Genomic DNA, 24,041 nt, shown 5'->3' with positions numbered 1-24,041 from the left:
CTCTCTCTCGCTATCTGACGTCGTAATTCGCCAGGCGAATGCCGCCATAGACGCCCAGTCCCGGCTGCAGAAAGCCAGTCGGATTTTGATAGTGCACATTGGCGAGATTATCGACCCGGCCGAACACCTTCACCTGGTCGGTGACCAGATATTCGGCTGCGACGTTGACGACAGTGTAGGCCGGAGCCAGCAGACGCAGAATGCTGAAGTCGCGGTTACCATCGACGAAACTCCCGACGTGCAACACGGTTGCGGACAATGTGAGCGGGTCGATCGGATTCCAGATGACATTTGCGCTCCACTTCTCCTTCGGACGCCTCAGCAGCTCCAGTCCCGCCGTCGCATCCACCGCGCGGGTAAAAGTGTAGTCGGCACGAACGCGAAGCCGGTCCGTGATCGCAGCCGCGACGAAGCTCTCCGTGCCCTCCGTGATCGCCTTGCCGATATTGGTGTTGGTGCTCGTGAACGTCAGGGGATCGAACGTGCTCTGGATCAGGTCCGTGATGTTGTTGCGGAAGTAGGCCGACCCGAAGCGAACGCGATCGCCAAACAAGGGTTGCTCGAAGCCGGCGTCGAATCCGACGCTTTCCTCGGGCCTGAGGTTGGGATTTGCAAAGAAGAAGAACGCGGGAAAGCTGACGTAAAGCTGGTTAAGCGTCGGCGCCTTGAACCCCGTGCCGTAGCTTCCCTTGAACTTCGTATCCGTGACCGGCACGATCACGGCAGACGCCAGACGAAAGGTCGGATGCTCTCCAAACCGCTCGTTGTCGTCCTGCCGGACGTTGGCCGTGAAGAAGACTCGATCCCGGAACTGGGACTGCAGCTCCATATATCCGGCCTTGTTGACGTTTTGCGCCGAAACCGTCGCCGTTTGCAGTGTTTCGGTCTCATGCTCCGCACCAATGATGACATTGTTGTTGGGCGCGAGCTGGGTCGTGGTGTGCCAATCATACTTGACGCGGTCGCCGGTCGTGATCGTGGCCATCGCGTTGCCGGGCGAGATGTTGTAGTTCCAGTGATTGGTGTAGTTGACGCCGAAATAGCTTTTCATCCGGTCGTCGAGAGCGGACCAGACCGCCTCCCCGCGCGTGAAGAGCTGGTGCACCGTCTGCGTGCTTTGCGCGGCCGCGGGAAAGCTCGCGGATGTGACGGGATCGAAAGTGTCTCCGGTAAAGCGCAGGGTGGCGTCAGTATACCGCGCGACGCCGTTGAGCGTCAGGTTTTCGCTCAATTCGGCGCCAAGCTTCGTCGAATAGGTCATGTTGTCGTAATAGTTGCCGATCGCCTTCTGCCCCGGCGGCAGCAATTCGACCGGTGTCACCGGCACGTCGTTCGCGTGGAAATGCGCGACGTTGAAGGCATAGTTGAAGTGGTCCTGTGAACCGCTCAGACTTGCAGTTTGATTGAACGTTCCGAACGAGCCTCCCTCGACCGAGCCGGTGGCGCGGGCGGGACCGTCGCCCTTCTTCGTCACGATGGAGATCACGCCCCCCAGCGCGTCTGCGCCGTAGAGACCGCCCTGCGGACCGCGCAGGACTTCGATCTGCTGAATGTCGGAGGTGAGCAACTGGCCGAAATCAAACGAACGGTTCGGGTTGCCGGGATCGCTGACATCGATGCCGTCGATCAGGACCTTGGTGTGGTTGGAATTCGTTCCGCGCATGAAGATCGACGTCTGTCCGCCCGGACCGCCGGTCTGCACGAGGTTCAGGCCAGGAACCGCGCTCAGCGCATCGGATGCGGTCCGGCGCTGATCGCGCTCCATGTCTCTGGCGGTCAGAACCGTCACCGAGCTCGCAACCAGATTGGTCGGAGTGACAACGCCCGTCGGACTGACGACGACCGTCGGAAACAGGTTGGCCGCGGATACCCCGGCAACCGGGGGCGACGCCGGCACCAGCTCGGGTTTCGGCAACCGAGCGACGCGCTGCCGCTCGGGCTTGTCCGGCGCAGGCCGCGCGACTTGCGGCTTGGCCGGACGCTCGGTCGGCGCGACCTCGACCGGCGGCAGCAGATCGGGCGATGCCGATTGCTGGGCCTGGGCAATGGACAGATCGAGCGAATACAGGGAAACGAACGCGACAACGCCGGCGCGGAAGCGCCTGGCGGCAAAGACAATACGGGACACTCTTGTAACCTCGGTATGACGTCAGTGGCACGTCACAGCGAACGAGGTTTCACGGCAGAGCGTTCGATTGCTCCGGTGAAGCTAATGTCTGTACTCCCCGACCGACATCTTCGCGTGTGACCACGGCTGACGGCAGGTCTCCTGGCTCGCGGGTCGTTACCTTACGTCGCCTTCCCAGGACCGAGATTCCCAGTGGCATATGACGAAAGATTCACCGCTTACAGTTGCGGGGGCAGCCGTGGCGTTGAGAATATCCCGGTATCGGGAAAACCTCGCACCACGTTCCCTTTTGATCTCCGTGAGGAGAACCGTCACCGGCCAATCTACGGGGCGGGCAAGCGGAGAGTCAATCGGCCGGTTGCATGACGGGCAAAGCACCGCACCGGAGATTGAGCCGGCGCAATCAGGCCGTCTCCCGCTCCGAACGCGTCCTGATCATCGCCCGCTCGCCGGCATCGACGAGCTGGCCGATGCCGGTGCGGCCTGTGAGCGCGCAGCGGATGATGTTCTCGGCAACGGACCTGCGAAAGCAATGGTCCTCGCCGACCGGGCGATTGCGGCAGACCCGATCCAGCGCCAGCTTCATGTTGATCCGGGTGCGGGTGTCGAAATGCTCGCTGATCATTCGCAGGGCCTCGGTGCGTTGATGTCGGAGCGGAAACGCGTCGGCGTAGGCCGGGTTCCAAAAAAGGACCGCGCAAGGCGTTGCGCAGAGCCGACTACGCCCGATCTCTTGGTCCTGTGACGGGCGGGCTACGCCCGACCTCTTGGCCGCTGGGCCTGAGCCCAGGCCGCGGTGACGTCGCGCAGCGGAGCGTCGATGCGCCGGATCGGGGTCAGCTCACCGGAGGCCGAGATGATGGCGGTCTCCTCGCGGCGACAGCGCGGGCATACGAAGCGGACCTCGTGCGGCGACGAAGACCAGCTCGAACGTTTGACGTTGGCCGCCATCGGCCATGCATCGCAATGCGAGCACGACACCAGGAACCGACCGGGATCGAGCATACCCATTCCATAGGACTCCGCGTCCTGCCTGCCGCTTCAATGACTAACCCATGTGAATCGTTCCGGTGCCCGAGCACCCTCAGCGCTAGCTCCAGCCAGCGCCGCCGCTCAGTGGGCACCCTTGAGGGTGCATGACGTGGTGCAGGTGACGGTGTTGCCGTGGTCGCACGCCTTGCAGGCGGCAACGCACTGGTTCATGTCGCGGGGATTGTAGGAGCTGTAGTTCCGCATCGCACAGACCGGGGTCGAGCCGGTGATGTCCTGCTCCTGGTTGCAGGCGGCCGTCATGAGCGCGAAGATGAGGACTGCGAGAAGGCGCATGGGATTGCCCTGGTTAGGAGCGGCAAAGCGACGTCAGCGAGATGCGCTGCACCGCAACGGACCTCGGCATTCCCAATGCGAGCAATCATGATCGCGACGCTCGCATCCTCAAAGGATGCGCGCCAAACATTAAGAACGGATTGCAGGTGGCGTCAGGCCGCGGCCTTGGTCGCGATCGCCTTCCGCATATCCACCGCCAGCTGACGGTACTGCTCCGAGAGTCTCAGATAGAACTCGCGCTTGGTGCTGTCGGTGGCGAGCTTGGCAATCAGCTCGCATTCGGCGGTGAGCGTCTCGAACCGTTCCAGCCTGTCATGAAGTTCTGTCATCGGCGTGTCCCCATCAAACGCCACAAGGGACGTCAAACCTAAGCCTGAGAAATAGGTCACGGCGAACATCGTTATCCAGTAGAAACGTTTTTTCCAGCAAGGGCGGTGCAAGCCCAGCAAGAACGGCTATTTCTGCTCCAGCCGCCAGGCACCATCCCAAGCTGCGTCCGGCGGATTGGCCTCGAACTGCGCGATGCGGCCGAGCAGCGTGCGCGAGGGACCGTCGCCGGGCACGGCTTCGAGCGCTGCATTGAACGCGGCGCGAGCCTCGTCGAAGCGTTGCGCGCGGTAGGCGGCGAGGCCTTCGGCGTAGCGCGCGCGCAGGCTCTCCTGCGGGACGCTGAGCCCGTGCGCCTTGCTCATCACCTCGAAAATGGCCTGCGTTGCGCTTTGGCCGGCCACCGCCAGACGATCGATCTCGCGCAGCTCGAGGTTCGAGCCGATCGCGTCCGCCGTCGCCTGCGCGATCAGGATCCGCGTGCCGTAGATCTTGTTGACCAGTTCGAGCCGCGAAGCGAGGTTCACGGCATCGCCCATCACGGTGAAGCTCATCATCAGCTCGGAGCCGATGCTGCCGGTCAGGACCTCGCCGGTGGCAATCCCGATGCGCAGATCGCAAGGGCCTGGCATGGCGCGGATGCCGAGCAGGTCAGGCAATTGCTTCTGCAACGCCGGCACCTCATCGGCCATGTCGATGGCGGCGTAGCAGGCGAATAGCGCCGGCTCGTCCTCCTCAATGAAGGGAGGGCCCCAATAGGCCATGATGGCATCGCCGATATATTTATCGATGACGCCGCGATGGCTCCGGATCGGCGCGGACATCACCGTGAAATAGTGGTTCATCACCTTGACGAGGCCGCGCGGGGTCATGCCCTCGCTCATCGAGGTGAAGCCGCTCATGTCGGAGAACATGATCGTCATCACCCGGCGCTGGCCGTCGATGGCGACCTCCGGGCGGTCGATCAGCCCCTGCGCCACCTTGGGATCGATATAGCGGCCAAAGGTCTCACGGATCCGCTCGTTGTGCCGCAGCTGCTCGATCATGCGATTGAAGGCGGCGGCGAGTTCGCCGATCTCGTCCTGGGTCGAGACCGTGATGGTCTTGTCGAAGCGGCCCGCCTCGACCTCGCGGGTGCCGGCGAGCAACAGCCGCACCGGTCGCGTGATGCCACTGGAGACGAGGAGCGCGAAAGCAAATCCGACCACCGCCGCGAGGATGGTGACGATGCCCGAAATGATCATCGCCTGGCGCTGGCGACCGATCACTGTCGCCGTGCTGGCGAAGACCTGCTTCAGCATGTCGGCGCGGATCGCGTCGATCTTCTGGTTGAACTGGTCGCGTATGGTGTCGAGATGCTCCAGGGTCCCGCGCGCCTCCGTCATCTGCTTGCCTTCGACCTGCTTGAGGAGTTTTGCGTGGTCCTCATTCATGTCGTGACGTAGCTCGGTGAGAGCGGTTTCGATGCGGGTCTCGATCCGCGCCAGCCCGGCATTGTCGGAAGGCGTCCTCTTGTCGTCGATGATCGCGTTGATGTGCGTGCGCGCGGCCTCGCCTTCCTCGTCGATCTTCCGATCGGCCTCCTCGAATTCGCGCAGGCGCGCCGCATAGGCCTCCTCCTCCGAGGGGGCCTGCATCTTCATCATGACCATCCGCCGCAGCGCCACCGAGCGCTCCAGCGAGCGGATGTTGGCGCGCGCCAGATGGCCGTAGGCCGGAATGTAGCGATCGGTCAGCTCGTCGAGCAGGACACCGACCTGGCTCGACATCACCATCGAAAGAATCGCGGTGACCAGCATCAGGACGATCAATCCGAGGGCGATCCCGACGATCTTGCGCCTGATCGACTGGTTGAAAAGTGGCATGAGCGGTGGGGGTAAGAGCTGAAAGGATCGGTTGGGAACTCAATACACCGGATTTGGACGCGGGAACACGCGCAATCTGGCCTTCGCGGCGCCCTGAACCGCGCGCAACCGTCGCGCGAGCCCTATTCGTTAACAAAGGTTGAAGGCATCACCCTTTCCGCCATTTCGGAAGTTCCCGAGTTCCCATCGGTATTTTGCCGCATTGTTGAAGGAGCGTGAGGACTGCGAAACGATGTCGTGGCATCGTTTTGGGTGTCGTCTTTGATTCTCAAGCCGCATGTCGTCGCGGACCTTGGTTTGTAGTGGTTTCGCAGGGGGACCATCGAATGAACCAGTGCCTACGCTCGCTCGCGTGTGTCGTTGCCGTGGCCGCATTGGCCCTTCTTCCTGCCGAGCTGGCAGCGAAGAGCAGTCACAAATCGTCGGCGTCAAAGAAAACGCATGAGACGAAAGCCGGCGGCAAGCAGCGTCACGCTGCCGCGAAGTCGCGCCACGGCAAGCATGCCGACGCCAAGCGCAAGTCCAAGAAGGACGACGAGCCCTCGGACAAGCCGGCGCCGCCGCCGCTCACCGGCGACCTCGCCGCGCTGAAGGACGCCATCGATCTCGCGCGCAAGGGCAAGACCGACGATGCGAGCGCGGCGCGCGACCGCATTGCCGACCCGGCCGGACAGAAGCTCGCCGACTGGTTCATGCTGCGCCATTCCGAGAGCACGGCACCTTTCAAGCGCTACGCCGCCTTCCTCGCCGCCAATCCGGACTGGCCGAGCAGCGCCCTGCTCCGCCGCCGCGCCGAAGCGCGGCTGTGGCAGGAGAAGAGCGACGCGGCGGCCGTGCACAAGTTCACGATGGACCGGCCGACCAGCGCCAAGGGCAAGTTCGCGCTCGCCCGCGTGCTCCTGAGTGAAGGCGACAATGACAGGGCTACGCGCCTGGTGCGCGAGGCCTGGCGCACGGACGAATTGTCCGAGCGCAGCGAGGAGGATTCCTACGAGGCGTTCCGCGATCTCCTGACCGCTGACGATCATCGCGCCCGCATGGACAAGCGCCTCGGCGCCAAGGACTACGCCGCCGCAAGGCGCGCGGCCAAGCGGCTTGGCGAAGATGCGCTCGCGATCGTCAAGGCCTGCTCGGCCGTCACCGGCAAGGCCAACAAGGCCAAGGATTATCTCGAGGACGTCTCGACCGAGGCGCGCCGCGATCTCGGCTATGTCCTGTGCCGCGCGCAGTGGCATCTCCAGAACGACCGCATCGACGACGCCGCCGAGGTGATCCTCGCGGCCGCACCCGACACGATGGCGGCCCAGGACACCGATGCCTGGTGGCGCGAGCGGCGCCTGCTCGCGCGAAAGCTGCTCGACCAGGGCAAGTTCAAGACCGCCTACGACGTGGTGCGCGCGGCGGCGGTGCCCGCGATGGAAGTCTATCGCGTCGACTACCACTTCATGTGCGGCTGGATCGCGCTGCGCTATCTCGACGATCCCAAGGCGGCCATGGTGCATTTCGCCGCGATCGACGAAGGCTCGGCCAATCCGATCGCGCTGTCGCGTGCGCATTACTGGCGCGGCCGCGCGGCCGAGGCGATGGGGGCGACGGCGGATGCCCGCATGAGCTATCAGGCGGCGGCGCGCTATCCGACCGCCTATTACGGCCAGCTCGCACGCGCCAGGCTCGGCGTCGACGGGATCGAGCTGCGCCCGCCCTCGCCCGTGCTGGCCGCGGCCGACACGCAGCCCGCGGACGAGCGCGTCCGCGCCGCCGAGATGCTCTACGGCATCGGCGAGCGCGACATGGTGTTCTATTACGCCGAGGATTTTGCCAAGGAGAGCACCGACGTCGCAGCGCTGGAAGCGCTCGGCGAGCTCGCCGGCCGGCGCAACGATGCGCGCGTGATGCTGGAGGTCGGCAAGTCGGCGCTGGCGCGCGGGCTTGCGCTCGACCATTACGCCTTCCCGACCATCGGCATTCCCGAGCACAAGCAGGTCGCGCCCGCAATCGAGACCAGCGTGATCTATTCGGTGGCGCGCACCGAAAGCTCGTTCGACCAGCGCGACAAGTCTGCCGCCAACGCGGTCGGGCTGATGCAGGTGACCCCGGAGGCGGGCCGCGATACCGCAAGACGCTTTGGCCTGACCTATGACTGGGACAGGATGGTGTCCGATCCCGTCTACAACACGCAGATGGGCGCGGCCGAGCTCAGCGCGCTGCTGTCGGAATATCGCGGCGACCAGATCATGACCTTCGCGGGCTACAATGCCGGCCGCGGCCGGGTGCGCGAATGGGTGCAGGCGCGCGGCGACCCGCGCGACCCCAAGGTCGATCCGGTCGACTGGGTCGAGCGCATCCCGCTGTCGGAGACGCGCAACTACGTCCAGCGCGTGATGGAGAATGTGCTGGTCTACCGCGCCCGGTTCGAGGGCAGCGGCACAGCCACGGCGAAGTCCGAGCAACGCGTCACGACGCACGAAGTCAGCGCGGCACCCACGGCAGCGGCCGCAGCCGCCGCGCCCTAGCTTCGCAACGCCGGGGCTGGACGCGGCGCGAAGCTGGATGCAGTGACTGCGGCAGCCGACTCTGCGCGGCTCGCATCGATAGGCTAGCCGTCACCTCCTTCCGTGGTCAGAAGGTTCGTGCGCGCGCAGAAATGCTTCCGTGAGCGCGCCCGAGAGCGCGCCGAATTGCATCATCCAGCTCCAGCTCGAAATGGCCGCTAACACCGTGACCATCTCGAGCGAACTGCGGTAAGGCCAGAGCGCTTCCATGCTCGTCTGCTGATACCGGCGGTAGCAATCATACTCGCAGTACTGCCGTTGCGTGGACACATGCCGGACGTAGCTCGAGCCCAGCGGCCGGGCGCACGCGCTGCAGGTGACGCCATGGCGCGGTTGGTCCTGGTTGACGAGCATGAATTTCAACGTCCTGTTCTCCCCTGCCAGCAGCCGCATCGGCCGATGCGCTTCGCCCACCCGTCAGCTCAAGACGCCGCTTGCGCTCGCCTCTCGATCAACGGCGCCGCTTCGTGATGGAGCGCGTAACACTCGTAGCCGCAATAGGGCAGCAGCGTCTTCGCGTCGCGCAGATAACCGCCGCTGATCTCCTCGCAGCACCATAGACAGAACGTCTTGCGGAAAGGGGTCCGGCCGTTCACCAATATGAATCTCACGTGGCACCTCCCAACGCGAAGCAGTAGACCGTGTCGACCAGAGAGGCTGACGGCGGCGGCGCGCAAAGATGGTTGCGACCGTCGGGATTGTCCCTGTTTCGCTCGACCTTCTGGGATGGAATGAGGATGTACTTCCCGTCCTCCCGGCGCCGCGCGTAGATCCGGCCGTCGACGTATCGCACCTCGGTCGGATAGCAATCCGCGCTGTTGCAGCAGCTGAGCACGGGATTATCGGGCATGTGCCAGCTGGAATAGAACTTCTCGTGCAGGAGCTGATCCTGGAGCGGATGATGACGATGTGCACCATCCTGTCCGAGCTCGTCGGCCTTCACTCCCGTTACCAACGGAAGCGGCAGCGCGATCATCAAGAGGAGCTTGCAAGCAACGTTCAGCACGCAGCCTCCGGTTCAGAATTGCCGAATGGAGCCGATCGAAGGGCTAATCCTCATGCCGCCTGAAATCGAAACAACCATCGGCGGTCGCGTTCGCGGCGCGCCCTGAAGCGATCGAGACATTTTCTGGAGCACAGCGGCGCTCGCCACGAATAATATCGGATCAGGCCAAACTTGCCGCTACAGACAGCGCAAGCTTTTACGGCAGGGCCACGCTCGGAGTGTTCAGGCGTATCGCACATCATGCTCTCCTCCCGGCTCTCATGGTCGTGGCTTCGCGCGTACGCTGACGCCCGGCCATCCACGCTCGTTAGTGAAATGCGGCCTCTCAATCGCGACCAGCCAATCGTGCGGCAAGTCGGGCAATGGACGCGGAGCTATCGGCAGCACATCGAGCTAATCGCCGGCTTGTGGCCTTGCACATCGCGTCCCTTCGATGGTTGTGAGACTAATCCGCATGCAACGGACGACTCAATTGTACGGAGGTAAATGTGCGCTATGACTTGGGATGCGCGAGCTATACGTAGGTTTGTCCCGTAGTTTTCCGGGCCTTCGCCGCACCTTCGCAACGAGACGGCGCAAGGCCGGCAGGCTGCACGGCTGCCGCGAGTTTCGGCGCGGAGTCTACTTTGGTCGGAGGGAATTGCTCCCCTGATTGCAAAGTGCTCTACTTGCTTCGACCCCTGCGAGCCGGGACGCCCGCGATGATGCCTGGCCAAATCGCGAAATTTGGTAATTCGGCCGCACAATTGCTGCTCGGCGGCCTCGCGGCGCTTCGATCTTTCGGCACCGGCGAGAAGGACAGTTCCGCGGTCGGTGATGACTCGCGACAGGACATCGTCGATCTACGCGACGCCGTGAAGCAGTGGCGCGAGGTGTTCGAGCATAATCCGGTCATGTATTTCATGGTCGATCCGGCCGGGACGGTGCTCAACGTGAACACGTTTGGCGCCGCACAATTGGGTTACACGGCGACCGAGTTGACCGGCCAATCCGTGCTGAACGTCTTTTTCGAGGAAGACCGCGACTTCGTCCGTCAATGCGTAGGGTTGTGCCTGGAAACCGTGGACCAGTCGCACACCTGGGAGATTCGCAAGATCCGCAAAGACGGCTCGGTTCTCTGGGTCCGTGAAAACGCCAAGGCGATGCTGCGCGGCGACGGCACGCCGGTCGTGCTGGTCGCCTGCGAAAACATCACCCAGCGCAAGGAGGCGGAGGATGCGCTGCGGCAGAGCGAGGCCTACCTCGCCCAGGCTCAGGAACTGAGCCGCACCGGCAGCTTCGGCTTGAGCCCCACGACCGACGAGATCTTCTGGTCGAGGGAAACGTTTCGCATTTTCCAATGTGACCCGGCCATGCAGCCGAACCTGGGCTTCGTGTTTCAGCGCATCCATCCGGAGGACCGCGATGCGGTCCGCAAGACCCTTGATCGAGCTTTCCGCGAGGCGGAGGATTTCGACCATGAATATCGCCTGTTGATGCCGGATGGATCCATCAAATATCTCCATTCCGTGGCACGCGCGGTGAGACGTGCATCCGGGCGCATCGAGTTCGCCGGCGCTGTCACCGATGTCACGATTGCAAAGGAAACAGAGAAGAGGCTGCGCCGGAGTGAGGCCTATCTGGCCGAAGCCCAGCGCCTCAGCCATACAAGCAGCTGGGCCTGGGACGTGCGTCGTCAGGAGTTTGCCTACCGATCGGCTGAACTCTACCGCCTGTTCGGATTTGAGCCGGACCAGATCGATGTCCCGGCGCGGGCTTTCCAGCAACGGATTCTCGCCGATGACTTTCGACGAATTGCCGACGTGGAACGTCGCGCAATCCACCAAGGGGAGCCCTTCGAAATCGACTTTCGGATTGCACGTCCGGACGGTTCGATACGACGTGTCCATACGGAGGGACATCCTGTCAAAGGCGGCGATGGCGATGTGATGGAAATCATCGGCACGCACGTGGACGTCACCGAGCAGTTCGCCGCAAAAGAAGCACTGCAAAAGGCCTTTGACGAGCTCAAGCAATCCGAGCAGCGCTTCCGCGACTATGCCGAAACCGCATCGGACTGGTTTTGGGAGACCGGGCCGGATCACCGCATCACCCGGATATCGGAACACGCCGACACGGCCAGTCCGGTGCCGACGGGCTTGATCGGGCTGACCCGTTGGGACATTCCGCCCGATGCCGAGTTCGAGCCCGAGAAGTGGGAGCAGCATCGCGCGGCGCTCGATGCCCACCTTCCGTTCCGCGACCTGGTTTACCGCAGCAGGGATCGCAACGGATCTCAGATTTACGTGCGCACCAGCGGCAAGCCCTTCCATGACGAGAATGGTAACTTCCTCGGCTATCGTGGCGTCAGCAGCGATGTGACGGCGGCAATCCGCACCGAGCAGGCCGAAGATGCCCTGCGCAAAGCGCAAGCCGAGCTCGCGCATGTCACGCGCATCACGACGCTCGGCGAGCTCACCGCCTCGATTGCCCACGAAATCAATCAGCCGCTCGCCGCCGTCATTTCCAATGCCGACGCCTGCATCGGTTGGCTCGGCCGCGACCCGGCCGATCTCGATGCTGCGCGCCGTTCCGTCGAATGGATCGTCGAGGACGCCAATCGGGCCAGCGAGGTGATCCGCCGGATCCGGGCGCTCGCGAAAAAGACCGAAATCGAGATGGTCCCAGTCGACATCAATCAGGTCGTGAGGGAGGTGATGGCCCTCGTTCGGCGCGAGCTCGCTACCCATGCCGTGTCGGTGCGGATGGAGTTGTCGTCGGGCCTGCCCAACATTTGCGGCGATCGGATCCAGCTCCAGCAGGTGCTGATCAACCTCGTCATGAACGGGATCGAAGCCATGCAAGCCAATGTCGAGCTCCCGCGCGAGCTGGCAATTCGCTCCAGTCGAGACGGCGACGAGCACCTGCTTCTTACCGTGACGGATCGCGGTCTCGGCCTTGACAGCGACGTGACAGACCGCATGTTCATGCCGTTCTTCACCACAAAGTCGAGCGGCCTGGGGATGGGACTATCGATCTGCCGATCGATCATCGAGGCTCACGCGGGCCGGCTTTCGGCATTCCCAAATGAGGGGAGCGGTGCAACATTCCAGATTGCCCTGCCCTTCCCACACGAGGCCGCGTCGTGACCGACCACGCCAAGCCAACGCAGGCGCAGGCACAGGCGGGGGCCGATGATCCGATCGTCCTGATCGTCGATGACGATCCGTCGATGCGGCGTGCGCTCACCAATCTCTTCCAATCGGTCGGCCTCAGGGTGGAGGCCTTCGGCTCGGCGGCGGAGGTCATGGAAGCCAAGCCGCCGGTGGTCCCCAGTTGCCTCGTGCTCGACATCCGCCTGCCCGGCTCGAGCGGCTTCGACCTCCAGGCGGACCTCGTGAAGGCCGACATTCGCACGCCTATCATCTTCATCACCGGTCATGGCGATATCCCCATGACCGTCCGGGCCATGAAGAGTGGCGCCATCGATTTTCTGACCAAGCCGGTGCGCGACCAGGACATGCTGGACGCGGTCCAGGCTGCGATCGAACGCGATCGCAAGCGGCGCGATGCCGAGAAGTCGGTGTCGAGCGTGCGGACTCGCTTCGAAGGCCTGACGCCGCGTCAACGCGACATTCTCGCCCTGGTTGCGTCCGGCCTGATGAACAAGCAAGTCGCTGCCGAGCTTGGATTGGCTGAGATTACCGTCAAGATCTATCGCGGGCAGATCATGCGGAAAATGGGTGCGAAGTCATTGGCCGATCTCGTCAGAATGACCGAGGTGCTCGGAATTCCACGCCCGGGGGGAAAGGTGCAAACCTAAGTATGCTTTCCAAGGTCGCTCCGGGGGCCCATTTTCCGATGGGCGGCTGCGCCGCGCGCGGCCGCTCCCCGATCAGGAGCGATCATCTTGTCAGTCCCTTCGGTCATTTCCGTCATTGACGATGATCCATCCGTCCGCCTTGCGACCAACAATCTGCTGACGTCGCGGGGATACACCGTCTACATCTTTGGCTCCGCTCTCGAATTTCTCCAGTCGGCCGAACTGAGGACGACGTCCTGCGTGATCGCGGATGTGCAGATGTCGGTCATGAGCGGCGTTGATCTCCTGATGCATATGCGCGGCCTTGGTCACCGCACGCCGTTTATCTTCATGACCGCCTTTCCCGACGATGCCGTGCGCGACCGCGCACTGAAAGCTGGCGCCATCTGCTTTCTCGCGAAGCCGTTTTCCACGCCGGCTCTGATGAATTGCCTGGAGACGGCCCTGTCGAAGCACAGCGAAGCCAAGACGTAACGCGGCGCCGCGTGAACCCGATTGTTCCACAGGGTGCGGCCACTTGACGTTGTGGCCGCATCCGAAGAGGCAATCCGCCTCAATCCACCTTGATGTCGGCGGCCTTGATAATCGGCCACCATTTTGCGATTTCCGCCTTCTGGCGCGCGCCGAGCGCTTCGGGCGTGAGCTGATCCTTGGGCGTCATCTCGAGGCCCTGGCTTTCGAGCTGCTTCTTCACGGCGGGATCGTTCAGCGCTTCCACGGCGGCCGCATTGAGCTTGGTGACGATCTCCTTCGGTGTGCCCTTCGGCACCCACAGGCCCGACCACAACGTCATGTTGAAGCCTTTCAGCCCCGCCTCGGCGGCCGTCGGAATGTCCGGCGCCGACGAGAGCCGCTTGTCGTCGGTGATGGCATAGGCGCGGATCGTACCGGCGCGGACCTGGTTGATGGAGTTGGAGGTCTGATCGATGATGACGTCGATCTGGCCGGCGATGAGATCGTTCAGCGCGGGCGCCGTGCCGCGATAAGGCACGTATTGCAGCTTGATGCCGCTGACGCTCTCGAAATAGACACCGGCGATGTGGCTGCCGGAGCCCGCGCCGGCGGTGCCGGCGGTCGGCGGCGACGGCCGCGACTTCAGCCACTCGATGAGCTCCTTCAGCGAGGTCGCGGGCACCGCGTTCTTGCTCACCACGATCATCGGATTGCTCGGCAGCAGCACAACCGGCTCGAGATCGGCAACGAGGTCGTATTTGAGCTTGTAGACGGCGCCGTTGGCAACATGGGTGCCGAGATGGCCGAAGGAGATGGTGTAGCCGTCCGGCGCCGATTGCACGGCGCGACCGACGCCGATCGAGCCGCCCGCGCCGGTGACATTCTCGATCACCAGCGGCTGGCCGAGCGTCACCCGCATGCGCTCGGCGAGCACGCGCGCCATCGCATCCGACGGGCCGCCGGCGGCGAAGGGAACGATGACGGTGATGGGATGCGAGGGATAGTCGTCGGCGCGCGCGGCGCCGGTCACAGCGAGAATACCGATCAGCCCGGCCCAGATGGCCTTCTTCATTGTCTTCTCCCCAGCGATGTCATTTTTATTGTTGCACTCCCGCGTACGGGAAGAGGGATCGTTCGTGAAGAGGCGAAATGACGCGCCGGAGCGCGACCATCGCGCTCCGGCTGCCTGATCTTGCTTAGAACTGCGTGTAGTCGATCGGCTTGTGGCGATCGAGCGTGCGGGTGACCGGCGGCAGCGGGTATTTCAGGCCGGTCGCGCAATTGAACAACATCACGCGGTCCGTCTTGCCGACGCGGCCATCGGCGAGGCTGTCCTTGTAGGCGGCGTAGGTTGCAGCCCCCTCGGGGCACAGCAAGAGCCCCTCCTCGCGCGCGACCTCATTGAGCGCCGACGAGATCTTGTCATCGTCGACCGCGATGGCAAAACCCTTGCTCTGACGCACGGCGCGCAGGATCAGGAAGTCGCCGATCGCCTGCGGCACACGGATGCCCGACGCAATCGTGTGGGCGTCCTCCCAGCGCGTCGCATGCTCTGTGCCGGCGTCATAGGCCCGCACCATCGGCGCGCAGCCCGACGCCTGCACCGCGACCATGCGCGGGCGCTTGGAGCCGATGAACCCGATTTTCTCCAGCTCGTCGAAAGCCTTCCACATGCCGATCAGGCCCGTGCCGCCGCCGGTCGGGTAGAAGATCACGTCGGGCACGTCCCAGCCGAGCTGCTCGGCGAGTTCCAGGCCCATCGTCTTCTTGCCCTCGATGCGGTACGGCTCCTTCAGCGTGGACGTGTCAAACCAGCCGACTTTTGCCTTGCCTTCGCCGACGATCTTGCCGCAATCGTCGATATAGCCGTTGACGCGATAGACGGTCGCGCCCTGAAGCTCGATCTCGCTCACGTTCACCTCGGGCGTGTCGGCCGGGCAGAAGATCGTGGTCTTGATGCCGCAGGAGGTCGCGTAGGCCGCGAGCGCCGCGCCGGCATTGCCGTTGGTCGGCATCGCCATGTGCTTGATGCCGAGCGCCTTGCCCATCGACACCGCCATCACGAGGCCGCGCGCCTTGAACGAGCCGGTCGGCAGGCGTCCCTCGTCCTTGACGATGATCTCGCCGCCGCCGAGCCTGGCGCCGAGCTTCGGCAGCCGGATCAGCGGCGTGGTGACCTCGCCGAGCGAGACGATGTCCTTGCATTTGCGCACGGGCAAGAGCTCGCGGTAGCGCCACATGTCGCCAGGACGCTGGGCAAGCGCATCCTTGGTCAGCGCCTTCTTCACGCCCGCGAGGTCGTAGCGCACCAAAAGCGGCTTGCCGGCCTTGGAGAGATTGTGGACCTGGTCGGCAGCGTAATGATCGCCTTCCATCGCGCATTCGAGATGAGTGACGAAGGTCGGGCGTTCGATGGTGAGATTGTCGTTGTCGTGCATGGGTTGGTTTCCTTCTTATTTTGCAAACGGCTCTCTGCTCGTCATTACGAGCACAGCGAAGCAATCCAGAATCTTTCCGCAGAGGCCGCCTGGATTGCTTCGCCGCGCTCGCAATGACGGCGGCGGGCGGCGATGGCGCCCATCAAATATTCAAAACCCTTCCATACGCATCGAGCACGGCTTCCTTCATCATCTCCGACAGGGTCGGATGCGGGAACACCGTGTGCATCAGCTCTTCTTCGGTCGTCTCCAGGTTCATCGCGACGACGTAGCCCTGGATCAGCTCGGTGACTTCAGCACCGACCATGTGGGCGCCGAGGAGCTGACCGGTCTTCTTGTCGAAGATCACCTTAACCAGGCCCTGATCCTCGCCCAGCGCAATCGCCTTGCCGTTGCCGACGAACGGGAAACGGCCGACGCGGATCTCTCGGCCGCTTTCCTTCGCCTTGGCTTCGGTGAGGCCGACGGAGGCGACCTGCGGCTGGCAATAGGTGCAGCCCGGGATCAGGTTCTTGTCCATGGGATGCGGATGCAGGCCCTTGATGGCCTCGACGCAGATCACGCCTTCATGCTCGGCCTTGTGCGCCAGCATCGGGGGACCGGCGACGTCGCCGATGGCGTAGATGCCGGGGACGTTGGTCTTGCCGTAGCCATCGATGACGATACAGCCCCGGTCGGTCTTCACGCCGAGCTTTTCCAGGCCGAGATTCTCGATATTACCGACGACGCCGACCGCCGAGATCACGCGCTCGAACTCGGTGGTGACGGGCTTGCCCTTGCCGTCGTCGATGGTGGCGACGACGCTGTCGGCCTTCTTCTCCAGCTTCGTGACCTTGGTCGAGGACATGATCTTGATGCCCTGCTTCTCCAGACGCTTGCGGGCCAGGCCGGCGATCTCGGCGTCCTCGACGGGCAGTATCTGCGGCAGCACCTCGACCACGGTGACCTCGGAGCCCATGGTGTGGAAGAACGAGGCGAACTCGATGCCGATCGCGCCTGAGCCGACGACCAGCAGCGACTTCGGCATTTTCTCCGGCACCATCGCTTCAAAATAGGTCCAGATCAGCTTCTTGTCGGGCTCGAGCCCCGGCAGCACGCGCGGCCGCGCGCCGGTCGCAATGATGATATGCTTGGCTTGGTAGCTCCCCTCGCCCAGCGCACCCTTCGGGCCCTCGACGTCGGACTTCTTCACGGTGACCTTGCCGGGCGCGTCGATCGAGGCCGCGCCCCAGATCACGCTCACCTTGTTCTTCTTCATCAAGAAGCCGACGCCGTCGTTCAGCCGCTTCGAGACGCCGCGCGAACGCTGCACCACGGCCTTCGGGTCGAACGAGACCTTCTCCGCCGACAGGCCGTAATCCTTGGCGTGCTGCATGTAGTGGTAGATCTCGGCGGAGCGCAGCAGCGCCTTGGTCGGGATGCAGCCCCAGTTCAGGCAGATGCCGCCGAGATAGGACTTCTCGACGATCGCGACCTTGAAGCCGAGCTGGGCGGCGCGGATCGCGGTGACATAGCCGCCGGGGCCGGAGCCGATGATGATTACGTCGAAGGATGTATCGGCCATGGCGGCTCCCGTTCAACTCAAGCGGTCGTTGCGCCGCGGGCGCGGCGATTGCGGATGTAGCTTCTGATCAGCCATTCCGAGAGAATGGCGGCCGCCATGACGGCGAAGATGGTGAGCGCGATCGGCGCCCATATGTTGCGCGACAGCGCCTCGCCGGCGAAGAAGGCGGAGTCAACGATGTCGCGGCCGAGCGGGCTGAGCGTGAGGATCAGCGAGACCAGCATCGAGATCCAGGGCCAGCGCGTCCTCATGCGCCATCTCAGACCATCATCATGACGGGATTTTCGATCAGCTGCTTGAACGCGCCGATCAGCTCGGCGCCGAGCGCGCCGTCGATGGCGCGGTGATCGCAGGACAAGGTCACGCTCATCATGTGCGCGATCTCGATCTTGCCGCCGCGGACGACCGGCCGCTCCTCGCTGGTGCCGACCGCGAGAATGGTTGCATGCGGCGGGTTGATCACGGCGGTGAAGTGGCTGATGCCGAACATGCCGAGGTTGGAGACCGCGGTGGTGCCGCCCTGGTATTCCTCGGGCTTCAGCTTGCGCGAGCGGGCGCGCGCGGCAAAATCCTTCATCTCGTTGGAGATGGTGGAGAGCGTCTTGGTCTCCGCCTTGCGGATGATCGGCGTGATCAGGCCGCCGGGCATCGCCACGGCAACACCGACGTCGGAATGGTGGTGCTTGACCATGCCGCTTTCGGTCCAGCTGACGTTGCAGTTCGGGATTCTCTGGAGCGCAACGGCCATCGCCTTGATCACGAAGTCGTTGACCGAGATCTTGTAGAGCGGCTTCTTCTCCTTGTCCTTGGGAGCAGCCGCATTGATCTCCTCGCGCGCGGCGAGCAGCTTGCCGATGTCGCAGTCGATGGTGAGGTAGAAGTGCGGGACGTTCTGGATCGACGCGGTCAGGCGCTGTGCGATCGTGCGGCGCATGCCGTCATGCGGCACGATCTCGTAGGAGCCGGGCTCGAACAGCGACAGGATCTGCTTGTCCGACATGGTCGGCGCGATCGAGGGCGCCCCGGACGGCGCAGCGGCAGGCGCCTTCAGGCCCTTGCCGGACTTGGCCTGCTCGACGTCGCGCGCGACCACGCGGCCGTGCGGGCCGGTGCCCGTCACCATCGACACGTCGATGCCTGCATCCTTGGCGAGACGGCGCGCCAGCGGCGATGAGAACACGCGGCCGCCATGGCCGTTGCTCTGCGCGGCTGGAACTGCGGCCTGCGGCGCCGGTGCAGCGGCAGGCGGCGGCGGCGCCTTGGGCGCGGCAGGCGCAGCTGCGGGAGCCGGCGCGGCGGCGGGCGCTTCAGCAGCTTTCGGAGGTGCGGCCGAGGCGCTGGGCTTGGCGGCACCAGCCGCCTTCACGTCCTCGCCCTCGCCGGCGAGCACCGCGATCACGTCGTTGACCGGGACGTCCTGCGTGCCCTCGGGCACGAGGATCTTGGCGATCGTGCCTTCGTCGATCGCCTCGACCTCCATGGTCGCCTTGTCGGTCTCGATCTCGGCGATGACATCGCCGGATTTGACCTTGTCGCCTTCCTTCTTCAGCCACTTGGCGAGGTTGCCCTTCTCCATTGTCGGCGAGAGAGCGGGCATCAGGATGTTGATGGGCATGCTGACCTCAAGAAGAACTTTGCAATACGTCGTCTCCGACAGCGAAGACGACCAGGTTTAGTTGCCGATGTCGCCCTGCCACAGGCGCTCGTTGGCAGGGATGGAACGCCAATTCTTCATCATGGTGATGGAGCGGTCGTCGGCAAGGTCGATCCAGGGGATGCCGAACTTGTCGAGGATGTCCTTGGAGCCCGGGAAGGTGACGGATTCTCCGATCACCACCAGCTTCACCTTGAACAGAGCGAGTGCGCCGGCGCACATCGAGCATGGCGACAGCGTGGTGTACATGACGGTGTCGTGGAACGAGATCACGCCGGCCTCGCGCAGGCAGCTCATCTCGCCGTGGAGAATGACGTTCTTTTCCTGCACACGGTTGTTGTGGCCGCGGGCGATGATCTCATTGCCGCGCGTCAGCACGGCGCCGATCGGCAGGCCGCCCTGTGCGATCGAGGCCTCCGCCTCACGGATCGCCTCCAGCATGAAATCGAAATGATGGGCTTCGATCGCCACGATCAGTGCCCCTTCCCGCGCGGTGTCGTCGTGCCCGTATCGGTTGGCCGTTCAATCTCCGCCTGGAACATCTCGAGGATCCGGCTCAGCGCGTCTTCCTCGGTGTATTCGCTCTCGCGCGCATAGGCGCGCGCCGCGTGACGGGCGAGATCGACGAGCAGGAGGCCCCACATGTCGGGCTCCTCGAAGGCGCGCTGGAACGCCATCGACAGCCCGCCGTCCAGCACGAATACGCGCAGGATCTCGACCGCATCGTCGCGGGCGAGGACGTCGGGTGGCAATGGCTGCTCCTTCGGGCCCGCCATGATCTACCTGTAGCAGACGGCTTTGGCGGCCTCGACCACTTCGGCTGCCGACGGCAGCGCGAGCTTCTCCAGGTTCGCGGCATAGGGCATCGGCACGTCCTTGCCGGAGACGCGCGCGACCGGCGCATCCAGATAGTCGAAGGCGTTCTCCATGATGCGCGCGGCGATCTCGGCGCCGACGCCGCTCTGGGCCCAGCCCTCTTCCACCGTGACCGCACGGCCGGTCTTCTTGACCGAGTTGACGATGGTCTCGGTATCCATCGGCCGCAGCGTGCGCAGGTCGATCACCTCGGCCTCGATACCGTCCTTGGCAAGTTCGTCGGCGGCTTTCAGCGCATAGGTCATGCCGTTCGACCAGGAGATGATGGTGACGTGGCCGCCCGAACGCACGATGCGCGCCTTGCCGATCGGGATCACGAAGTCATCGAGCTTCGGCACTTCGCCGGTGTGACCGTAAAGCACCTCGTTCTCGAGGAAGATCACCGGATTGGGATCGCGGATCGCAGCCTTGAGCAGGCCCTTGTAGTCCGCTGCGGAGAACGGCGCGACCACCTTGAGACCCGGGACGTTGGAATACCAGGACGAGTAGTCCTGGCTGTGCTGGGCGGCGACACGCGCGGCGGCGCCGTTGGGCCCGCGGAACACGATCGAGCAGCCCATCTGGCCGCCGGACATGTAGAGCGTCTTGGCCGCTGAGTTGATGATCTGGTCGATCGCCTGCATGGCGAAGTTGAAGGTCATGAACTCGACGATCGGCTTCAGCCCGGTCATGGCAGCACCGACGCCGATGCCGGCAAAGCCGTGCTCGGTGATCGGCGTGTCGATGACGCGCTTGGCGCCGAACTCCTGGAGCAGGCCCTGCGTCACTTTGTAGGCGCCCTGATATTCAGCGACTTCCTCGCCCATCACGAAGACGTCGGCGTCGCGGCGCATTTCTTCGGCCATGGCGTCGCGCAACGCTTCGCGGATGGTCTGCGTCACCATCGCGGTGCCGGCGGGCACTTCCGGATCGGGCTCGGCAACGACCTGAGGGGCAGCCGCAGCCTTCGGCGCCGAGATCATCGGCTTGCCTTCGCCGACTGGCGAGCGAGATTCGGCGACTTCCTGCGCGACGCTCGGCGCGGGCGCGGCCGGCGCCTTGGCGAGATCGGCAGCCGTCTCGCCATCGGCGAGGATGGTCGCGATCGGCGTGTTGACGGCAACGTCGGCGGTGCCCTCGGGGATCAGGATCTTGCCGAGCGTACCTTCATCGGTCGCCTCGACCTCCATGGTCGCCTTGTCGGTCTCGATCTCGGCGATGACGTCGCCGGACTTGATGGTCTCGCCCTCTTTCTTCAGCCACTTGGCAAGGTTGCCCTTCTCCATCGTGGGCGACAACGCGGGCATCAGCACTTGAATTGGCATATCGACTCCAAAAGAAAGCTTGCGCGCGTTCAGCGATAAATGTCGGTCCAGAGCTCGGCGGCATCCGGCTCGGGATCATGCTGGGCGAAGTCGGCGGACGCATTGACGATGTCGCGGACCTCGGCGTCGATCGCCTTGAGATCGGCCTCGCTCACCTTGGCCGCGAGCAGGCGGTTGCGCACCTGCTCGATCGGGTCCTGGTCGTGGCGGACTTTTTCGACCTCTTCGCGCGTTCTGTACTTTGCGGGGTCGGACATCGAGTGGCCGCGATAGCGGTAGGTCTGCATCTCCAGGATGAAGGGGCCCTTGCCGGCGCGGCACCAGGCCGCCGCCTCCTCGCCCGCGGCCTTCACGGCGCGGACGTCCATGCCGTCGACCTGCATGCCGGGGATATTGAAGGACGCGCCGCGCTTGGAGAAATCCTGCTGCGCTGAAGCGCGCGACACCGAGGTGCCCATGGCGTAGCGGTTGTTCTCGATGACGTAGATCACCGGCAGCTTCCAGAGCTCCGCCATGTTGAAGCTCTCATAGACCTGGCCCTGGTTGGCCGCGCCGTCGCCGAAATAGGTGACGCTGACATTGTCGTTACCACGATAGTGGTTGGCGAAGGCCAGACCCGTGCCGAGCGAGACCTGGGCGCCGACGATGCCGTGGCCGCCGTAGAAGTGCTTCTCCTTGCTGAACATGTGCATGGAGCCGCCCTTGCCCTTGGAATAGCCGCCGCGCCGGCCAGTGAGCTCGGCCATGACGCCGTTGGCCTCCATGCCGGTGGCAAGCATATGACCGTGATCGCGATAGCCGGTGATGACCTGATCGCCCTGCTTCAGGGCCATCTGCATGCCGACCACCACGGCCTCCTGGCCGATATAGAGGTGGCAGAAGCCGCCGATCGCGCCCATGCCGTAGAGCTGGCCGGCCTTTTCCTCGAACCGCCGGATCAGGAGCATGTCGCGGAGCGCTTTGAGCTCCTGCTCTCTGGTGAATTCCGGGGGCGAACCGCCTTCGGTCTTGTCCTGTGGAGTGCTTGCGGCGGCTTTCTTGGGTGCGGCCATGGGAATTCCGGGTCAGAGAAAACTTCAGCCCTCTCTAACCCAAGTCAAACGCCCTTGGAAAGGACCGCGGCGGCATGGCGCGACTTTCATTATGCCGCACTGCAACGTGACCGAAACTTTGCAAAACCTTTGGCGCCGATCGGGCAACTTTAGCTCACCGGTCAGCGGAGGGAACGTGAGCAGCCAACGCAGAGAAATCGGACGCGCTGTTTTGTATCCGAAATCCCACGCGCGTCCGATTCGCCGTGCCGGCTTTACCAGCCCAACTCGCGCAAATACGCCGCACGGGCGGCAACGCCGGTATGCGTGAAGTCGCTGAAGACCCCATCGACGCCGAGCCGGTAGAATTTGAGATATTCAAGGCTCGGGTCGCCGCGATAGTCGGCGGCAAGATACTTCTTCTCGTTCCGAAACGTGAAGACATGGACGAAAAGACCGAGCTTGTGCGCGTCCGCGACAAGGCTGGTCGCGTCCTGCGTCGAAGCCTCCGGCGTCGATCCCTTGTAGGGCGTGCCATCGGCGTTGCTGTCCTTCCACGGCGCGATCTTGAGCGGAACGATATAGGCCTTCCACGGACCGATGCCCTCGGCATAGGTCTTGATCTCGGCAAGCCCCTCGGGCGTCAGCATCGCATCGTACAAGCGCGCATCGCCCGCAACCGTCCAGTCGAACGGGCGCGAATTCGTGATGTTGTTGAGGAGAACCTTGCCGGTTTTGAAGTCGATTCCGTTGCCGTCGACGAGTTGGACCTGCCGCGTCTGAAGGCCGTGGCTGCGCATATATTTCAGGCTGCCGGGTTCGAAGCTCTGGACCAGGATGGGAGCGTCCTTGGTGTTGAGGCCGTTATCCCCGATGATCTTGATCAGGGCCTCCTCGAGCGGACGGCTGCCGGCCGCGCCGCAGCCATTGGCGATCGCCTGGGCATTGTTCCAGGTCGGGTTCTTGGTTTCGGGATAGACGAGGATGGACCGCCCGGTCTCCTTGCTCTTGACCTTGGCGATGTCGATGACGTCCTGGAAGCTGATGATCGGGAGCTTGCCGTTGAAGACTTTCGGCCGCTCGTTGGCCGCGTCATAGGTGGTGCCGCCGATCCATTGCTTCAGCTCGGCCATGGTGAAGTCGCTGATCGACCAATCGTTGGTATGATCCTCGCCGTCGACGATCAGCGACTTCAGCACCGATTTGGGATCGGCCGGGTCGCTGAGATCCGTCAGGTAGTCGGCAGGCACGCCGGTGGCCGACGGGGCCTTGACGCGCACACCGGGCACGGTGCGCTTGCGGGCGGCGACGGCCGCATTGGTCTTCGCCACCTCGGCAATGTTGGTGTTGTCGCTCAGCCAGGGATTATGACGCACGACCAGAACGCAATCCTTGGTCAGGTGCAAATCCTCTTCGAGCGCATCGGTCCCGAGCGCCGCGGCGAGGTCGTACGACGCCTCGGTCTCTTCGGGTACCAAGCCAGGCAGGCCGCGGTGTCCAAGGACCAGTGGCGCCTTTCCATCGACGGTCAGGAAGGGCTTGGCGCCAGTTGGCGCCGGGCCGGACTGTGCAAAGGCCATCGACAGCGGCAGCACCGCCGCGCCGAACAGCATCGCTGCGACACTCATTGTCCGTCCTGAACGACTGTTCCGCATCACCAAGCCTCCGTCTTTGCCCGGCATCGCTTCGAATGCCACGGGCGCCGAACCGAATAC

Annotated in this window: 23 protein-coding genes and 1 riboswitch; of the genes, 4 read left to right on the top strand and 19 right to left on the bottom strand. The window is 63.8% G+C overall.

Features of this window, described 5'->3' with window-relative positions; genetic code table 11:
• Positions 1-10 precede the first annotated feature (10 nt).
• The 6 genes from AB7290_RS19580 to AB7290_RS19555 all read right to left on the bottom strand — a co-directional run bounded on the left by AB7290_RS19580 (position 11) and on the right by AB7290_RS19555 (position 5,646).
• The gene (locus AB7290_RS19580; RefSeq protein WP_085404630.1) at positions 11-2,128 is read right to left on the bottom strand and encodes a TonB-dependent receptor domain-containing protein; all 2,118 of its coding nucleotides are present in this window, start codon (positions 2,126-2,128) and stop codon (positions 11-13) included.
• Between the two features lie 114 nt (positions 2,129-2,242).
• Positions 2,243-2,456: riboswitch (cobalamin riboswitch) on the bottom strand.
• Positions 2,457-2,531: 75 nt separating this feature from the next.
• Complete coding sequence (locus AB7290_RS19575; protein ID WP_085404629.1) at positions 2,532-2,753, bottom strand: hypothetical protein; 222 nt, start codon at positions 2,751-2,753, stop codon at positions 2,532-2,534.
• A gap of 128 nt (positions 2,754-2,881) precedes the next feature.
• Complete coding sequence (locus AB7290_RS19570) at positions 2,882-3,139, bottom strand: hypothetical protein (RefSeq protein WP_085404628.1); 258 nt, start codon at positions 3,137-3,139, stop codon at positions 2,882-2,884.
• Between the two features lie 102 nt (positions 3,140-3,241).
• Entirely contained in the window at positions 3,242-3,454 is a 213-nt protein-coding gene (locus AB7290_RS19565) for a hypothetical protein (protein WP_063983092.1), read from the bottom strand.
• 152 nt (positions 3,455-3,606) lie between these two features.
• Entirely contained in the window at positions 3,607-3,783 is a 177-nt protein-coding gene (locus tag AB7290_RS19560) for a hypothetical protein (RefSeq protein WP_166341944.1), read from the bottom strand.
• Between the two features lie 126 nt (positions 3,784-3,909).
• Positions 3,910-5,646: an adenylate/guanylate cyclase domain-containing protein gene (locus AB7290_RS19555; RefSeq protein ID WP_085404627.1), complete on the bottom strand. Its 1,737-nt coding sequence runs from the start codon at positions 5,644-5,646 to the stop codon at positions 3,910-3,912.
• A 326-nt stretch (positions 5,647-5,972) separates the two neighbouring features.
• On the opposite strand from AB7290_RS19555, the gene AB7290_RS19550 reads away from it, so the two are divergent.
• On the top strand, positions 5,973-8,159 hold the full coding sequence (locus AB7290_RS19550; protein WP_085404626.1) for a lytic transglycosylase domain-containing protein: 2,187 nt from the start codon (positions 5,973-5,975) through the stop codon (positions 8,157-8,159).
• A gap of 90 nt (positions 8,160-8,249) precedes the next feature.
• Here the strand turns inward: AB7290_RS19550 and AB7290_RS19545 are convergent, their stop codons facing one another.
• The 3 genes from AB7290_RS19545 to AB7290_RS19535 are packed head-to-tail and all read right to left on the bottom strand — an operon-like array spanning position 8,250 to position 9,204.
• A complete protein-coding gene (locus AB7290_RS19545) occupies positions 8,250-8,612 on the bottom strand; it encodes a hypothetical protein (protein ID WP_245344249.1) in 363 nt (120 codons plus the stop codon).
• A gap of 8 nt (positions 8,613-8,620) precedes the next feature.
• Positions 8,621-8,809 carry a hypothetical protein gene (locus tag AB7290_RS19540; RefSeq protein ID WP_084795121.1) on the bottom strand — a complete coding sequence of 63 codons (189 nt, stop codon included), beginning with the start codon at positions 8,807-8,809 and terminating at the stop codon, positions 8,621-8,623.
• Entirely contained in the window at positions 8,806-9,204 is a 399-nt protein-coding gene (locus tag AB7290_RS19535; RefSeq protein ID WP_245344248.1) for a hypothetical protein, read from the bottom strand. The genes AB7290_RS19540 and AB7290_RS19535 overlap by 4 nt, the downstream gene beginning before the upstream one ends.
• Before the next feature lie 701 nt (positions 9,205-9,905).
• On the opposite strand from AB7290_RS19535, the gene AB7290_RS19530 reads away from it, so the two are divergent.
• From AB7290_RS19530 to AB7290_RS19520, 3 genes are all read left to right on the top strand, one after another.
• Positions 9,906-12,332, top strand: coding sequence for a PAS domain S-box protein (locus AB7290_RS19530; protein WP_085404625.1), 2,427 nt, complete (start codon positions 9,906-9,908; stop codon positions 12,330-12,332).
• A complete protein-coding gene (locus AB7290_RS19525) occupies positions 12,329-13,006 on the top strand; it encodes a response regulator transcription factor (protein ID WP_085404624.1) in 678 nt (225 codons plus the stop codon). Before AB7290_RS19530 ends, AB7290_RS19525 begins: the two co-directional genes overlap by 4 nt.
• An 87-nt stretch (positions 13,007-13,093) precedes the next feature.
• On the top strand, positions 13,094-13,480 hold the full coding sequence (locus tag AB7290_RS19520; RefSeq protein ID WP_085404623.1) for a response regulator transcription factor: 387 nt from the start codon (positions 13,094-13,096) through the stop codon (positions 13,478-13,480).
• A 79-nt stretch (positions 13,481-13,559) separates the two neighbouring features.
• On the opposite strand, the gene AB7290_RS19515 is transcribed toward AB7290_RS19520, so the two are convergent.
• The 10 genes from AB7290_RS19515 to AB7290_RS19470 form a co-directional block, all read right to left on the bottom strand.
• Complete coding sequence (locus tag AB7290_RS19515; RefSeq protein ID WP_085404622.1) at positions 13,560-14,531, bottom strand: tripartite tricarboxylate transporter substrate binding protein BugD; 972 nt, start codon at positions 14,529-14,531, stop codon at positions 13,560-13,562.
• Between the two features lie 124 nt (positions 14,532-14,655).
• Positions 14,656-15,897: a threonine synthase gene (locus tag AB7290_RS19510; RefSeq protein ID WP_085404621.1), complete on the bottom strand. Its 1,242-nt coding sequence runs from the start codon at positions 15,895-15,897 to the stop codon at positions 14,656-14,658.
• Positions 15,898-16,039: 142 nt separating this feature from the next.
• Entirely contained in the window at positions 16,040-17,461 is a 1,422-nt protein-coding gene (lpdA, locus tag AB7290_RS19505; protein ID WP_014495018.1) for a dihydrolipoyl dehydrogenase, read from the bottom strand.
• A 17-nt stretch (positions 17,462-17,478) separates the two neighbouring features.
• The gene (locus AB7290_RS19500; protein WP_085404620.1) at positions 17,479-17,712 is read right to left on the bottom strand and encodes a hypothetical protein; all 234 of its coding nucleotides are present in this window, start codon (positions 17,710-17,712) and stop codon (positions 17,479-17,481) included.
• Between the two features lie 8 nt (positions 17,713-17,720).
• Positions 17,721-19,076: a pyruvate dehydrogenase complex dihydrolipoamide acetyltransferase gene (locus AB7290_RS19495; RefSeq protein ID WP_085404619.1), complete on the bottom strand. Its 1,356-nt coding sequence runs from the start codon at positions 19,074-19,076 to the stop codon at positions 17,721-17,723.
• 57 nt (positions 19,077-19,133) lie between these two features.
• Positions 19,134-19,586 carry a nucleoside deaminase gene (locus tag AB7290_RS19490; RefSeq protein ID WP_014495015.1) on the bottom strand — a complete coding sequence of 151 codons (453 nt, stop codon included), beginning with the start codon at positions 19,584-19,586 and terminating at the stop codon, positions 19,134-19,136.
• Between the two features lie 2 nt (positions 19,587-19,588).
• A complete protein-coding gene (locus tag AB7290_RS19485; protein WP_028149595.1) occupies positions 19,589-19,891 on the bottom strand; it encodes a DUF5076 domain-containing protein in 303 nt (100 codons plus the stop codon).
• 3 nt (positions 19,892-19,894) lie between these two features.
• Positions 19,895-21,295 (bottom strand): pyruvate dehydrogenase complex E1 component subunit beta, encoded by a 1,401-nt coding sequence (locus AB7290_RS19480; RefSeq protein WP_085404618.1) that lies wholly within the window; start codon positions 21,293-21,295, stop codon positions 19,895-19,897.
• Positions 21,296-21,324: 29 nt separating this feature from the next.
• Positions 21,325-22,347 carry a pyruvate dehydrogenase (acetyl-transferring) E1 component subunit alpha gene (gene pdhA, locus AB7290_RS19475; RefSeq protein ID WP_085404617.1) on the bottom strand — a complete coding sequence of 341 codons (1,023 nt, stop codon included), beginning with the start codon at positions 22,345-22,347 and terminating at the stop codon, positions 21,325-21,327.
• 254 nt (positions 22,348-22,601) lie between these two features.
• The gene (locus AB7290_RS19470; RefSeq protein WP_085404616.1) at positions 22,602-23,954 is read right to left on the bottom strand and encodes a glycerophosphodiester phosphodiesterase family protein; all 1,353 of its coding nucleotides are present in this window, start codon (positions 23,952-23,954) and stop codon (positions 22,602-22,604) included.
• Positions 23,955-24,041 lie beyond the last annotated feature (87 nt).

Origin of the sequence: Bradyrhizobium sp. 613_E4_N2_2, from assembly GCF_052075995.1 — a bacterium.
Lineage (GTDB): Bacteria > Pseudomonadota > Alphaproteobacteria > Rhizobiales > Xanthobacteraceae > Bradyrhizobium > Bradyrhizobium barranii.
Note: the sequence above shows the minus strand (reverse complement) of the source record. Positions and strands in the feature narration are given on the sequence as shown.

Excerpts from the sequence above, each read along its gene's own strand:
- AB7290_RS19575 (WP_085404629.1), bottom strand. The coding sequence starts at position 2,753 with ATGATCAGCGAGCATTTCGACACCCGCACCCGGATCAACATGAAGCTG.
- AB7290_RS19570 (WP_085404628.1), bottom strand. The coding sequence starts at position 3,139 with ATGGGTATGCTCGATCCCGGTCGGTTCCTGGTGTCGTGCTCGCATTGC.
- AB7290_RS19565 (WP_063983092.1), bottom strand. The coding sequence starts at position 3,454 with ATGCGCCTTCTCGCAGTCCTCATCTTCGCGCTCATGACGGCCGCCTGC.
- AB7290_RS19560 (WP_166341944.1), bottom strand. The coding sequence starts at position 3,783 with ATGACAGAACTTCATGACAGGCTGGAACGGTTCGAGACGCTCACCGCC.
- AB7290_RS19555 (WP_085404627.1), bottom strand. The coding sequence starts at position 5,646 with ATGCCACTTTTCAACCAGTCGATCAGGCGCAAGATCGTCGGGATCGCC.
- AB7290_RS19550 (WP_085404626.1), top strand. The coding sequence starts at position 5,973 with ATGAACCAGTGCCTACGCTCGCTCGCGTGTGTCGTTGCCGTGGCCGCA.
- AB7290_RS19530 (WP_085404625.1), top strand. The coding sequence starts at position 9,906 with ATGATGCCTGGCCAAATCGCGAAATTTGGTAATTCGGCCGCACAATTG.
- AB7290_RS19515 (WP_085404622.1), bottom strand. The coding sequence starts at position 14,531 with ATGAAGAAGGCCATCTGGGCCGGGCTGATCGGTATTCTCGCTGTGACC.
- AB7290_RS19510 (WP_085404621.1), bottom strand. The coding sequence starts at position 15,897 with ATGCACGACAACGACAATCTCACCATCGAACGCCCGACCTTCGTCACT.
- lpdA (WP_014495018.1), bottom strand. The coding sequence starts at position 17,461 with ATGGCCGATACATCCTTCGACGTAATCATCATCGGCTCCGGCCCCGGC.
- AB7290_RS19500 (WP_085404620.1), bottom strand. The coding sequence starts at position 17,712 with ATGAGGACGCGCTGGCCCTGGATCTCGATGCTGGTCTCGCTGATCCTC.
- AB7290_RS19495 (WP_085404619.1), bottom strand. The coding sequence starts at position 19,076 with ATGCCCATCAACATCCTGATGCCCGCTCTCTCGCCGACAATGGAGAAG.
- AB7290_RS19485 (WP_028149595.1), bottom strand. The coding sequence starts at position 19,891 with ATGGCGGGCCCGAAGGAGCAGCCATTGCCACCCGACGTCCTCGCCCGC.
- AB7290_RS19480 (WP_085404618.1), bottom strand. The coding sequence starts at position 21,295 with ATGCCAATTCAAGTGCTGATGCCCGCGTTGTCGCCCACGATGGAGAAG.
- pdhA (WP_085404617.1), bottom strand. The coding sequence starts at position 22,347 with ATGGCCGCACCCAAGAAAGCCGCCGCAAGCACTCCACAGGACAAGACC.
- AB7290_RS19470 (WP_085404616.1), bottom strand. The coding sequence starts at position 23,954 with ATGAGTGTCGCAGCGATGCTGTTCGGCGCGGCGGTGCTGCCGCTGTCG.